Origin of the sequence: Viridibacillus sp. FSL H8-0110, from assembly GCF_038003565.1 — a bacterium.
Lineage (GTDB): Bacteria > Bacillota > Bacilli > Bacillales_A > Planococcaceae > Viridibacillus > Viridibacillus arenosi.
On sequence record NZ_JBBOPJ010000001.1, the window covers coordinates 4,340,109 to 4,353,695 of the forward strand.

A 13,587-nucleotide genomic window follows, 5' to 3' on the forward strand; every position below is an offset into this window, starting at 1 on the left:
GGTTAGAAAATCATTAAGGATTAACTTTAGAGTTGAACACTTGTTTACCGTCTTTAAATTCAAGAACTGTTGCTGTTTTCACTGGATGATGATTTTCATCAACTGAGAATGTACCCGTTACTAATGGCAAATCTTTTGTTGCCGCTAACTCTTTTTGAACTGCTTCACCATCTGTTGATCCTGCACGTTCAATTGCATCTTTTAACCAATAAACTGTGTCATAACCAAGAGCGTTAAATGCATCTGGTGCTTTATCTTTATTTGCATCTTTAAATGCTGATACGAACTTTTGAATCTTTTCATCTGGATCTTCAGAAGAATAATGGTTTGTAAAGAATGTGTTGTTTAATGCATCTTTACCAGCTAATTCAACCATTTTTGGTGAATCCCAACCGTCTCCACCCATAAGAGGTACATCAATACCTGCTTCACGAGCTTGTTTCACAATTAAGCCAACCTCTTCATAGTAACCAGGGATATAAATGAATTCTGGTTTCTTTGATTTTAAACGCGTTAATATAGATTTGAAATCTGTATCTTTAGCTATATACGCTTCTTCAGCTACTACTTTACCGCCATTAGCTTCAACTGTTTCTTTAAATGATTTAGCTAAGCCCTTTGCATAATCACTAGAGCTATCAGCATAAATTGCTACGTTCTTAAGCTTTAAATCTTTTGTTGCATAATTTGCCGCAATTTGCCCTTGGAAGGGATCAATGAAACAAGTACGGAATGCATAATCATTGACAGAGCCATCCTCGTTTACTGTAACAGTTGTAGATGTAGCAGATGGTCCAATGATTGGCATTTTGTTTTTCTCTGCAATTTGTACAGCCGCTACTGTATTACCTGATGTTGCGGAACCAATTTGTGCTACTACCTTTTCTTGAGTTGCTAATTTAATCGCTGCTGATGTTGCTTCAGCTGCATCTGATTTGTTATCAATTTTAACGGTCTTAATTTGTTTACCATCAATACCGCCTGCTTTATTAATCTCATCAATTGCTAATTCAGCCCCTGCTGCAACACCTGAACCGTAAGATGCTACGCCACCTGATAGCTCTAAGTTCATACCAATTTTAATAACGTCACTGTCTTTACCACCTCCGCTACCTCCACTAGTTGCACCATCTTTTTCACCACAACCTGCTAAAACACCTATGATTAATGAAGAAGCTAGGAATACTGAAGCAAATCTTTTAAGTTTGTTTTTTGATATCATATGAATCCCCCTTTAAGTATAATACTATATTTTTAGATATTTCTGATAATTATAAACAATTAGGTTACTATAAGCAATACAGTAAAATAATTTTTAATGGATTATCAGTTTTTTACAGGTTTCAAAGTACATTCAATATATTAAAACATTCTTACAATTCCGTCTATATTATTTTTCAGTTTATTTAAAATATTCTTATATATTATGTTGATATTATTATTTTATACTATTTATATACTATTATCCTTTTCAAATAGTATATTTATGTCATTTTATACTCATAAAGAAACCTCGAGAAATATAATATCCCTCGAGGTTTCTTTATTAAAATTAGTTATTTTCTTTTTTCGATAATTTCCCTGGCCAAAATGCGAAGCGACCAGAAACAGTTGTTAATGCTGGTACTAATAATGGACGAACAATAAAAGTATCTAACAAAATACCAATTGCAGTCACAACACCAAATTGTACAAGTACCTGAATTGGCAATGTTGCCAATACAGCAAATGTTCCAGCTAAAATTAGCCCTGCGGATGTAATGACACTACTTGTATGAACAACACCGTCAGCCACTGCATCCTTATGGCTTTGAGTCCGTCGTTTCTTCCATATCTCTGACACCATGAAAATATTATAATCTTCACCTAATGCTACTAAAAATACGAACGAATACAGTGGGATGGATCCCTGTATTGCATCTGCTCCAAAACCATAATGCAACACTAGCCATCCTGCACCCAATGCACCTAAAAATGAAAGAACAACAGTACCTAATAGATAAACAGTTGCTGTAATTGAGCGCAAATACACTAATAATAGTAATGCTATGATAGCAATCATTGTTGGCATAATAACTGATTCATCTCGGGCAATCGTCGTTTTTGTATCATATTGAGTGGCAGTTTCTCCACCAATCCAAAAACTATTTGTGGCATTCTCTATATCAGCTTCTTTTAATAACGAATTAACTTCCTTCTTCAAATCAGGAATATGCTCTAATGATTCAGCGGAATATGGATTATCAGAAAGTGTTAACTCATACAACTGAATATCTTTATTATTACTGCCTTGACGTACATCATTTACGCCGTCTATATAATCTAATTTAGCAAGATTTTTTTGTAAATTTACATCTTTACCTTTTGTATCAACAATTATCTTCACAGGAGCGAGTTCTCCAGGAGAAAAGTTGTCTGAAATAAGCTTAAATCCTTCTCTTGATTCCATCTCTTCGGGGAATGAAGAAAGAATATCGAAAGTAAATTGTACTCGTGGCACGAAAGCTGCTAAGCCTCCAAGTAAAATTACAGTTGCCGTAATAACAAGCCAGGGCCTATGTGTTACTAAATGACCCACTTTGCGGCTAAATTTATGCTGTAGCTTCGGTTCTTTATAAGGTTTATTTTTTTTCTTAGCTCTAGCTTTTTCCATATCCACTGTACGTGGCACAAACGGATAAAATGCTATACGTCCAAATAAGACTAGCAATGCGGGTAATAAGGTTAGCGCTGCAATTCCCATAACTAATATTGCAAAACTAAATGGTACTGCGAATCTTTGGAAAGAACCATAATGTGCGAGTCCAAGCGTTCCTAGACCAATAACAACTGTCAAAGCACTCATAGCAATGGCGCCACCTGAATCTCTAATAGCAAGTTTCATCGCTTTGTACTTATCTTCTTCATCTAGTAATATTTCACGATATTTTGATATTAAAAATAAACAATAATCGGTTCCTGCCCCGAAGAGTAGAACAGTCATAATTGATACTGCCTGGGCATCCTTACTAATCCATCCTTGCTCAGCAAAAAAACCTAATGAAGGACTAATAATCCCGTAAGCAAATCCAACGATAATAAGTGGAATGATTGCTAGTAGCGGTGATCTGTATAACAAAATAAGTAGAACTAAAACAAGTAATACTGTGGCAATCATTAGTTTAATATCTGCTGAAGAGAACAAACTAACTGCATCTATTTGAATTCCAACTGGTCCTGATAGACGTAGCTGTAATTCATCGCTACTTAATTTTGCAGTGAACGGGTCTTTCCCTAATTCTTCTTTTACAAGTTTTTTAAATTCATCTGTGCTTTTTTCAAGGTCATCTGTAATAGCATCTTTATCAAAGAAAATAGGCGTTACAATTGTTGTACCATTTTCAGATGCACTTGCAGCTAAAGCTTGAGGTGGTAAATTCCCTAATGGTGGTAATACTGTTTGTTGCTCTAATGGGTTATCAGCTAATTTCTTATATACATTTTGAATAGCTGTATAATCATCTTTCGATAATTTCCCACCTCTATGCCATACAACTAATAATGGATTACCCGAGTCATCGGAAAACTCCTGATCGATTAACTTAGCAGCTTGTTGAGACATTGCATCAGCTGGGACATTTTCAGCTGAATCATTATCAATGCTGTTTACTTGTGGCCACATGAATGATAAAACTGTTACGAGCAATACCCACGTTATAAGTGCAATCCAACGTGACTTCTTTCCTCCAACTAATTCACCCCATGCTTCTAATGGATGTTTTTTCACGCTTTACCACCTTCCTAATACATTTGTTTTTATTATATATACTGGTTAGTTAATTTTTCAAGTGGTTTCACTTAATATGATATAATATATATAAAATAACCAAGTAGGAGGAGTTCAAGTGAGGCAGAAATCACGTAGCCTTGGGAGACCTCGTCAAAATCAAACGACAAAACCAACAAAAATGATTATTTTAGATACAGCAACAAAATTATTTATTCAACACGGCTATAAGATTGTTTCCATGGATGATGTCGCCAAAGAATGTAATATTACAAAAGCGACTGTTTATTATTATTACTCTACGAAAGCAGAGTTATTTACAGATGCTATGGTGCATATGATGCAGCGAATCGCTTTAAGAATTTCGCAAATTTTAGCAACAGATGCGCCTTTAAAAGCAAGATTATATCAGCTTGTTAAAATTCAGCTATCAGCAACAATTGATGTGGATATGGGAAGCTTTATGCGAGACGCCAAAACGCATTTATCTGATCAACAGCTACAAATGATGAAAGAATCTGAAGAGCAAATGTATGAAGCAGTGGAAAATGTATTAATAGAAGCTATGAACAAAGGTGAAATTCCAAAGTTCGACCCTAAATTCGCCACACATTCATTCATGTCTTTATTAAACGTAGGTAATTATCGAGATGCACAATCCCAATCCATATTCTCTTCCATTGATGAAGCGACAAAACAAATTGTTGATTTTTATCTTAGAGGTTTAGGTGTTCAATAAAAACGCCTAAATCTTTTTGTTTTTGAACAATATTAAATAAAGACTTGCTAATACTATACCAAATAAAAGGTGACCCACTATCCACACAACTAATGCCTCAACCGAGGTAATGGCTGGTGTTCTATTAGAAAGTACCGTCATTGGGAAATACACTAAGGCGATGAATATTGATACTAAAATCACTACAATTAATTGATGTCTTTTTATATATTTTTTAATGTAAATTATGTATACCATAACAATCGATAACCCAATGGATATAAGTAGATGCAATAGAAATTCCACAGTTTCCGGATAGTGATAATTTCCAAAGATGGGCATAAAATCAACATTTAACAACAATGTGTACACTCGTATATTGTAAGTGACTTCAACATATTTAAAGAGGTATCCTAGGAAAAGACCTGCGATAGTACCTGCAATAATACTTTTTATAACGAAATCCTTTTTTCTCACTACCATCACCCTTCCCTAAATATTTACTGGACTATAAATGGAGGTATTACTATGAAAAAAATAATCGTTTGGTTCAGAAAAGATTTAAGAATCCACGATCATGGTGCACTTTTTGAAGCTGCTCAACAAGGATATATAATACCTGTTTTTATTTGGCCTTCTGAGCAAGAATTCGAATATACTGATAGTATTGCTGCAAAATGGTCACTTCATCAATCATTAATATCCCTGAAACAAGATTTAGCAACAAAAGGAATACCTCTTATTATACGTAAAGGAAATATCCAAAAAGAGTTATTGCAGCTTATAAAAGAAACATCTGCTGATGCGGTTTTTTATAATAGATGTTACGAACCTTTCATGGTGCAATCCTTATTTGAGATTGAAATACAACTTTCTAAGTCTAAAATTGAAGTACAATCATTTCCAGGTAATCTTCTCAATCAGCAATGCACCATTTTAAATAAAAGCCATGAACCATATAAAGTATTCACTTCTTACTGGAAGAGAACTATGCAAGAACATGTACCCACTCCTTATGCCATTCCAAAGATGACTTCTACTTTAGAAACATTACCTGAATCATTAGAAATACATGAATTACAATTATTATCACCTAACAGCATAGAACCTAGGCTAGATCTACATTGGAAAATTGGGGAACAAGCAGCGATTAGTCATTGGACAGAGTTTCTAGAATATGGACTTAATGAATATGAACGCTATAAAGATTTCCCTAGCACACAGGCTACATCACTGTTATCCCCTTATTTAGTTTGGGGGAATATTAGTGTGAAATCGATTTGGCATTCTATTCAATCTCACGAAATACAAGATCCATCTACTGAAATGTTTTTAAGACAACTGGTTTGGCGTGATTTTGCATATGACCAGCTAATCCACTTCCCTACTATGCCAATAAAGCCATTGAGAGAAGCATTTAACACTTTTTCATGGGAAGGTACATCAAGTGATTTCAACAAATGGAAGCTAGGACAAACTGGTTATCCACTAGTGGATGCTGGTATGAGAGAATTGCAAGCTACAGGCTATATGCATAATCGAGTACGAATGGTAGTTGCTTCATTCTTGGTTAAACATTTACTAGTTCCCTGGACAGAGGGATCTAAATGGTTCGCGCAAAAGCTAATCGATTTTGATGTCGCCAATAATGCTATGGGCTGGCAATGGACAACTGGCTGTGGCATTGACTCAGCTCCCTATTTCCGTATCTTTAACCCAGTCGCGCAAGGCCAACGTTTTGATCCAAATGGCGATTACATTCGTCAATGGATACCCGAATTGAAGCATTTGTCCAAAAAATTCATTCATAAACCGTGGGAAGCCTCACAAGAAATACTAGCATTAGCACAAGTAGAATTAGGTAATGACTATCCTTACCCTATTGTTGAACATGATTTCGCAAGAAAACGTGCGTTACAAGCTTATAATCTCATAAAAAAAGCTTAGTTCCCATGAGAGAACTAAGCTTTTTATTATAACTCTTCTTTTGCTACATTTTTCAACAATTTATTTTGGATGGCCAAATATTGATCGACCTCTTCCTCACTTAATACGCTGAAAAGTTCCAATGCTAAATCATGTCCCTTTGACTGGGCATCAATTAACACCTTACTTCCCATTTCTGTAATAGCTAATAAAACATGACGACGGTCATTAGCATTATATTGACGTTCTGCAAAGCCATTTTTTACTAACTTTGTTGCAATATTCGTCATAGCACCTGGCGTATAGCCGAGCTTATCTGCTAAAACAGTCTGCTTTTGTGGTCCGTTTATCTTTAACTCACTCAGAGCTAATATAGGTGATATGCCTATATTATGTGGAAACATTTGTGAAAATCGAATGATATTAGCATTGTTTACTAATTCAACTGCATGTATAAGTTTAAAAATATTCGTGTCTCTCAATTTGTCCTCCCCTGATTGCAGAAAAACTTATCTAAGCATTATTGATCCACCGTCAGCCATAATTGTTTGACCAGTAATATATTGAGAATCCTCAGAAGCTAAGAATACTGCTACGCGACCGATATCATTTTCAACATCACCAAAACGTCCCAAAGGAATTTTGTTTTTAACTGCTTCATAATATTCTGGTTGTGCTTTTGCCCAAGCTTCTACACCTTGTGAATTTGCAAGCGGTCCAATTATGTTAACGTTGATACCGAAACGGCCCCATTCGTTAGCAGCTACACGTGTAATACCACGAATTGCTTCTTTAGCTGCCGCATATACACCTTGCGTTTCATGTCCAGCTAAACCAGCACCTGAAGCAAAGTTAATAACATTTCCTTTTGTTTCCTTCAAGTATGGAAGTGCGGCTTGCATTAAATAGAATGTTGCGTAGAAACCTGTACCAAATGATAGATCAAGATCTGCTTGAGTTGTTTCCTCAATTGATACTTGTTTTGATGCATGAGCATTGTTTACTAAGACATCAATTTTACCATATTTATCAGCGACTGTCTTCACGATATTGCCTAAATTATCACGATCCATAAGGTTAGCTTGGATAAATGTTGATTTTGGAGAAATTTCTTGTAATTCTTTTGCCATTGCTTCTCCAGCTTCTTCATTTAAATCAACGATTGCAACGATTGCGCCTTCTTTAACCATTGCTTTTGCCATACCGCCACCGATACCGCCAGCTCCACCGGTGATAATTACCACTTTTTCATCTAACTTCCCCATTAATCACAACTCCTTTTATTCATGATTATATTTTAACATTAAAACATTTATTAGTGAAATGTAAAATCCCCCTTTAAAAAGCCTATTGATTCATAAAAGTTATACTACATAAGTCTTTACAGCAACTTTTTATGGATATCATTTACATATAATTAAACACTAATATTCGCTCATTTATATTACGAATGGAAACTTCTTTAAGAAATATCTCATTCTCTAATTCAAAATTAGTTTCATATTGTAAAAACTGCACATAATCTATTGATGGATAATATAAAATAAGACTAATTTGACGAGGCTCCAATTCAACAGAGCGTAATATATTGTTTACTACTTTACGGAATATTTGAACTGAGAATGGATTGAAAAAGAAAAACACATTATCTTTTGGCTGAATTAAATAATCTTGTGCTAACACACATTCAAAATCAATAGCACTATTTTTCACACTGTGTTTCTTCATATATTGAACTTTATTCGTTAAAGCATTTTCATAAAAAGTAGAATTCATTTCAACCCCAACAACATTTGTATGAAAGCGGTGATGCACATAAAAAGGTACACGTCCTTTACCACACCCCATATCCACCACACAATCCGTACTTTCAAGACTATATTTCTCAAAAAGTTGGTCTAGTGCGGCGTATGGCGTAGGCTCATAGCGGTGGTAATGCGTCAATGTTGGATAGCCATACTGATTGCCTCCAGTCTCAATATGTAAAAGCTGATCAAATTGTATTTCATTCATATTTTGTTCACCCAATCTTTAATATTAAATATTTTATAATTAAAACTTTTGATTATCTAATAATTTTCAATTATAATGGTCTCACAATTTAATAATAATTTAACGGAAGGGAATTTGTGAATTATACGACTTGTTTAGCAAAATGAGCTTCCATCATTACTAGTAGTGGTGCCGTAATTGATGAAAACCACTCGTTTTTATGCTGAAGAAACCGTTTGTTCAAGAAGTGAACTCTAGGGACTAGCAACGGAGGCTAGATTCTTTTAATCATTTTCTAACTCACTCTTCTTAATCCGTTTTTATTAAATGTAAATGGGCAGTGAACTTTGGCTTTCAAAATCTGAAGGAGAAGTTTTACTCATTTAAATGTTTTAACGACAAAATACCTTTCTTTTAAGCTAGCTGCTCGACACAGCTAGCTTCTTTTTTATTCTTTGAGTTATATTTTATTAACTTCAACAAAAATCTGACTCCTTTATTAATAATAGGAATCAGACATACACATAAGAAATTCAACTAACATCAGTTGATTTAGTTAACAGCACTAACTTTTTTAAATAACAAAAGGTTGCCATAGATTGATGTGCTATACAATCAATTGGCAACCTTTTGTCTCTTTTAAAGTAGAAGTTGGGTGGGTTCACTCTGCCAGCACCGGCAATCAGTTACCGGGCAGTGATTATTCATTTGTTAGTTTTATCGTCTGCGTTTAAATAGGAAGACGAAAATCGTGGCTATAATTAGGCATCCAATAGCTATAGAACTTATTATAATCGTGTCTCTTGAATAACCCTTTATTTGCTGATTTTCTTTATCGGGTACACCTAGAATCTGCATACCATTTGGAGGTTGTCCTCTTTCAGGCATATTGTTTGGATCAAAACCTTCGCCACCAGGTAGATTTTGTATACCCTCTTCTTTGGTTTCTGCGTTAGTTTTTGCGGTAGTACCTTTATCAGTATTTGTATTTTGTTGATTTACTTTATCACCTGTAGAGGTGGATGAATCTACAACCAATTCACCTGATAGTTGTTTCAAAATTGATTGTGAACGTTGTTTTGCGAATTCAGGTAAGCTATTATCACCTGTTACTGCCGCTTTAAATTCTTCTGTTGTATAAAATTTCGTTGGATCTTTTTCAACATAAGGAGTGATTAATTTTGCAATTTTAGCAGTTTCTATTGCAATTTTATCCTCTGTTAAATATTTTGTAGCTATATCATTTAAATATTCTTCATATTTTTTACGATATTTATCATTCGATAGTAGGGCGTTTAATAATGGACGCTCTTCTAAAGACGTCCCAGAAACCGGTGTTGTTACACTGAAATTGATACTTGAATCTGAAATCAACTGACCATTTCCTGCGCCCATACCTACACGTTTTTCGATAGCGTCTTTATCCTTAGTGGCATCTTTTGTTCCATCAGCCTCTTCTTTGTTTAATTCAGATCCTATTGTATCGTCTGTTAATACTTCTTGATCTGCATTATTTATAGGATCCTGATTTTGCACTTCTCCGTTATTTTCCTGTGGTGGCTGCATTTGTCCCCCATCACTAGGTGGTTGACCTTGCGTACCTTCTGGAGGTGTAGGCATACCATTCATATCCATTTGTTCATCACTATTTGAGCCTGCTTGAGCTTTACTCTCAGTAGTTGATTTTATTTCAGAATTGCTATCACCTTTAGTAGCTAAAGAATCTTTTTCTGTATTTTCGTTAGTGTTTTCTTGGGTTCTATCACGGCCGCCACCGCCTCCCCCTGCACCAAAACCTCCAAAGCTCATATTGTAATCCCAAGGAATAATGGAGAACTTGCCTTTTTCTTCATATAAATAATAGTTATGCTTCATGTTACCTTGATAACTATCTAGGTTTACTAGTGCTGTATTTGTTGCAAAATAGCGCAACATATTGTCCACATCAACTGTGTCTTCAATACTAGCACCTTTATTGTTAATGGCACTTAAGAAATTAATCATCGCTTCATCATCAGAATCATCTGTACTTGTTTTTTCATTCAAACCAGTGTAATCATCGATATCATCACTAATCCATTTCAAATCACTGCCTGTACCATCTGGTTTGTATAATGACCCAGTATTGGTTAAGAAATTTTTGGCTAGGAAAGTTTCGTCCACTTGTTCAACGCCTAGGAAAAGCCCTCTATCTTCACCATTCACCGTTACATACATATATGAGTATGAGGGTGTTGGCAAGCCCATTTCTTCCATTAGCTGATAAGAAAGATATTCTCTCATCAGAGTTGCATCACTATAATTGTTGTTTAAATTCAGCTTCTTCAAACCATATAAACTTTGCTCGTCATTGTAATAATCGAAGTCGATTTTCAAGCTGTATCGATCTGAATCTTCATCACTTGCCACCTCGCGCAACGACAAATTACCTTTTGTACGTACACCGACGTGCTCAAGTATTTTTCCATTTACAGTAACATTTGCTTCTTTAATTTCCTCATCAAGCGGATTATCTAACATGTCTTGCCAATCCTTATCAGAAATTTCAAGATCGACTGTGGTTACTTTATCTTTGTTAAATACCTTATTTGTATAACTTGTTTCTGTATTTTTGGAATCCAAAGATAGATTGGGCAAGATTCCTACAGCGCATATGAACACAATCACGAGTACAGCGAGAATGCCGTATACTACTCTATTTTTGATCATGCTGTAACCCCTTTACGATGATTTGTGGTTCTTGTATTAAGCAGTGAAGTTACCATCGTAGCTAAGCATTACTGCTGATTTCACACCTTGAATAGCTGTTAAATCATTCATGAATTTTGAATCATTTTCTTTTACTCGAATTTCGTAAGTTACTTCTAACTCTTCACCAGGCATCACTGATTTTGATTTTAAAGCGTGTTTTTTTGATTGAGATGAAATAACTTTTTCCATAGCATTTTCAACTGTTGAATCTGCATATTTTATGATTAATAAATATGGATTTTCAATTGTGATTCTATTGACGAATAGTACTAGCACTAAACCAATTAATATTGAACCTACGATTACTAATGGAATAAATCCGGCACCACATAAAATACCTGATACGATAGACCAGAATAAAAAGACTAAATCCATTGGGTCTTTGATAGGTGTTCTAAAACGAACAATTGATAAAGCACCGACCATACCAAGGGACAATAGGACATTTGAAGAAATACCCATAATAATAAGTGCTGTGGCCATTGTCATAATCAATAAAGAAATATTGAAAGTGTGTGAATAAATTACACCTGAAAATGTCTTTTTATATACTGCATAGATAAAAAGGCCAATGATAAATGAGACAAAGAGTCCGATTAATGCATCTGTTAGCGAGAAAGCTGACGTTTTCTCTATAAAGCTTGATTTGAAAATATCTGTGAAATTTGTTGTATCCATTATTAATTCCTCCAAAAAGTATTAACCGTACATACGGCTTAATTGATATTTTGAATATGCATCAGGTCTACGATCCATCATTTGCAACATCATTTTGATAACATCCGGTAAATATTCATCGTATTTCACTTCTAAAATTACTTGTGTTGGATCAAATACAGATGCCATAGGTAAATCTGGATTAAAAATATCTGTATTACGAAAACTTGTTTTAATTTGGCCATCAAATGTCACGCGTACATTCCCAAATGGGTAAACATACGCTTCGCGAACATAATCAACAACTGTCATCGGCTTCAATTGATATAAAGACATTTGAATAAATAGTTCACGAATAAGTTGGCGTTCATCCTCCTCCATCCAGTCAATCTGTCCAATACGCATTGATTCATATTCATCACATGAAATACGGCATTTTTCTTTAAAAGTTAAATTGTTTCGCTTACTTTTCTTTTCAAGATTAATGAATGATGAATTATGGCCGTAAATACGAACGCGATATTTATCACGTTTGAAATAACCTTCTTTTTTCTCATTCAAAATTTTGTTTTCAAAGTTATCGAAATACACGCTACGAATTAAATACTTCCCATCACCACCAGCATGTGCATCAAGTTTCATCACATGTTGTAGTTTATTACGTAAAATGGTGTAATCCATTTGTGAGATGGCATGTTTGAGTTCTTTTCGACCTTTAACAGTAAACTCATCTTGATATCTCATATTTTTTTGCTCCCTTTATCACTTATTTTCCATCAGCTAATGCATTCTCGATTTCATAATCTTCATATAAAGAAGACAACCATGTTGAATAGTTGGCATTTATTTTTTCGTTCATTAAAGCTGTTTTTACATCATCCTTTGAGTTTTCAAATGTAGCTTCCTTTGCTGCTTTTTTACCTGTAACTTTAATAATGTGGTAGCCATAATCTGTTTTAATAGGATCGCTTATTTCATCCACTTTCATGGAAAAAGCAGCTTTTTCAAAACTTTCGTCCATTACACCTTTTCCAAAATAGTCTAGGTTACCCCCATTTGAAGCACTTGCTGTATCAGTTGAATACTCACTAGCTAGCTCTGCAAAGTCTTCACCTTTTTTAATTTTCTTCTCTACCTCTTTTGCTGTTTCTTTGTCTTCAACTAATATATGACTGGCTTGTACTTGCTCTTCTTGAGAAAAAGTATCTTTATTTTCTTTAAAATATGTTTTTAGCTCTTTTTCGGTAATATCTATTGTTGGTTCTATTAATTTTGTAGTTGTTAAATACGTCTTAATATTGTCCTTTGCATCTTGTAATTTCATAGCGTTAGATTCTAGCGCTGCTTCAAATGCCTCTTTACCACCATAAGAATTTTGCAAGTCATCTAGCTCCGCCTGAATCTCTTTATCTGAAACGGTAATTTTTTTCTTGACGGCTTCTAGCTCAATGACTTTATTTGTGATCAGTGTACTAAGCACGTCAGTCCCATATTGAGAAACAAGTTCTTTATTTAACTCTGATTGGGTTATTTTTTCCCCGTTAATTTTAGCGACGTAATTATCTGCTTTTGGTACTGTTAAATAGTAGGTAATTAACGCCATTAGTAAAATTAATGGGATTCCTATAACTAGAATGAGGCGCTTACCCCTCCCCTTCTTATCTTCTGATATTTCTTTTGTCATTTATATCATCCTTCCTTATGTTCTGTTCTTTACAAAACCTACTTTACAGAATCAATGTGTCAGCTAAATGTCGGGATTTGTATTTATGAAAGA

The 13,587-nt window shown here is 34.6% G+C and carries 12 protein-coding genes; 2 read left to right on the top strand and 10 right to left on the bottom strand.

Annotated features, from left to right (window positions below; translation table 11 throughout):
• Positions 1 to 13: 13 nt before the first annotated feature.
• Together MHH98_RS21515 and MHH98_RS21520 are read right to left on the bottom strand one after the other, a co-directional pair.
• Complete coding sequence (locus MHH98_RS21515; protein ID WP_038178954.1) at positions 14 to 1,222, bottom strand: ABC transporter substrate-binding protein; 1,209 nt, start codon at positions 1,220 to 1,222, stop codon at positions 14 to 16.
• A gap of 330 nt (positions 1,223 to 1,552) precedes the next feature.
• On the bottom strand, positions 1,553 to 3,766 hold the full coding sequence (locus MHH98_RS21520; protein ID WP_038178952.1) for an MMPL family transporter: 2,214 nt from the start codon (positions 3,764 to 3,766) through the stop codon (positions 1,553 to 1,555).
• 118 nt (positions 3,767 to 3,884) lie between these two features.
• On the opposite strand from MHH98_RS21520, the gene MHH98_RS21525 reads away from it, so the two are divergent.
• The gene (locus tag MHH98_RS21525) at positions 3,885 to 4,505 is read left to right on the top strand and encodes a TetR/AcrR family transcriptional regulator (RefSeq protein ID WP_038178950.1); all 621 of its coding nucleotides are present in this window, start codon (positions 3,885 to 3,887) and stop codon (positions 4,503 to 4,505) included.
• 6 nt (positions 4,506 to 4,511) lie between these two features.
• Here the strand turns inward: MHH98_RS21525 and MHH98_RS21530 are convergent, their stop codons facing one another.
• Complete coding sequence (locus MHH98_RS21530; RefSeq protein WP_143691306.1) at positions 4,512 to 4,961, bottom strand: hypothetical protein; 450 nt, start codon at positions 4,959 to 4,961, stop codon at positions 4,512 to 4,514.
• Positions 4,962 to 5,012: 51 nt separating this feature from the next.
• On the opposite strand from MHH98_RS21530, the gene MHH98_RS21535 reads away from it, so the two are divergent.
• The gene (locus tag MHH98_RS21535) at positions 5,013 to 6,431 is read left to right on the top strand and encodes a cryptochrome/photolyase family protein (protein WP_340713494.1); all 1,419 of its coding nucleotides are present in this window, start codon (positions 5,013 to 5,015) and stop codon (positions 6,429 to 6,431) included.
• Positions 6,432 to 6,457: 26 nt separating this feature from the next.
• On the opposite strand, the gene MHH98_RS21540 is transcribed toward MHH98_RS21535, so the two are convergent.
• The 7 genes from MHH98_RS21540 to MHH98_RS21570 form a co-directional block, all read right to left on the bottom strand.
• A complete protein-coding gene (locus MHH98_RS21540) occupies positions 6,458 to 6,892 on the bottom strand; it encodes a MarR family winged helix-turn-helix transcriptional regulator (protein ID WP_038178946.1) in 435 nt (144 codons plus the stop codon).
• 27 nt (positions 6,893 to 6,919) lie between these two features.
• The gene (locus MHH98_RS21545) at positions 6,920 to 7,675 is read right to left on the bottom strand and encodes an SDR family NAD(P)-dependent oxidoreductase (protein ID WP_038178944.1); all 756 of its coding nucleotides are present in this window, start codon (positions 7,673 to 7,675) and stop codon (positions 6,920 to 6,922) included.
• A gap of 142 nt (positions 7,676 to 7,817) precedes the next feature.
• Positions 7,818 to 8,423 (bottom strand): class I SAM-dependent methyltransferase, encoded by a 606-nt coding sequence (locus MHH98_RS21550; protein WP_038178942.1) that lies wholly within the window; start codon positions 8,421 to 8,423, stop codon positions 7,818 to 7,820.
• Between the two features lie 696 nt (positions 8,424 to 9,119).
• The gene (locus MHH98_RS21555) at positions 9,120 to 11,111 is read right to left on the bottom strand and encodes a CotH kinase family protein (RefSeq protein WP_340713496.1); all 1,992 of its coding nucleotides are present in this window, start codon (positions 11,109 to 11,111) and stop codon (positions 9,120 to 9,122) included.
• Between the two features lie 36 nt (positions 11,112 to 11,147).
• Positions 11,148 to 11,831 (bottom strand): DUF4956 domain-containing protein, encoded by a 684-nt coding sequence (locus MHH98_RS21560; RefSeq protein ID WP_340713498.1) that lies wholly within the window; start codon positions 11,829 to 11,831, stop codon positions 11,148 to 11,150.
• Between the two features lie 21 nt (positions 11,832 to 11,852).
• Positions 11,853 to 12,554, bottom strand: a complete 702-nt coding sequence (locus tag MHH98_RS21565; protein ID WP_038178938.1) for a polyphosphate polymerase domain-containing protein — start codon at positions 12,552 to 12,554, stop codon at positions 11,853 to 11,855.
• 22 nt (positions 12,555 to 12,576) lie between these two features.
• Complete coding sequence (locus MHH98_RS21570) at positions 12,577 to 13,494, bottom strand: peptidylprolyl isomerase (RefSeq protein WP_038178936.1); 918 nt, start codon at positions 13,492 to 13,494, stop codon at positions 12,577 to 12,579.
• Positions 13,495 to 13,587 lie beyond the last annotated feature (93 nt).

Coding starts and splice junctions, on each gene's coding strand:
- MHH98_RS21515 (WP_038178954.1), bottom strand. CDS start 1,222: ATGATATCAAAAAACAAACTTAAAAGATTTGCTTCAGTATTCCTAGCT.
- MHH98_RS21535 (WP_340713494.1), top strand. CDS start 5,013: ATGAAAAAAATAATCGTTTGGTTCAGAAAAGATTTAAGAATCCACGAT.
- MHH98_RS21545 (WP_038178944.1), bottom strand. CDS start 7,675: ATGGGGAAGTTAGATGAAAAAGTGGTAATTATCACCGGTGGAGCTGGC.
- MHH98_RS21550 (WP_038178942.1), bottom strand. CDS start 8,423: ATGAATGAAATACAATTTGATCAGCTTTTACATATTGAGACTGGAGGC.
- MHH98_RS21555 (WP_340713496.1), bottom strand. CDS start 11,111: ATGATCAAAAATAGAGTAGTATACGGCATTCTCGCTGTACTCGTGATT.
- MHH98_RS21560 (WP_340713498.1), bottom strand. CDS start 11,831: ATGGATACAACAAATTTCACAGATATTTTCAAATCAAGCTTTATAGAG.
- MHH98_RS21565 (WP_038178938.1), bottom strand. CDS start 12,554: ATGAGATATCAAGATGAGTTTACTGTTAAAGGTCGAAAAGAACTCAAA.
- MHH98_RS21570 (WP_038178936.1), bottom strand. CDS start 13,494: ATGACAAAAGAAATATCAGAAGATAAGAAGGGGAGGGGTAAGCGCCTC.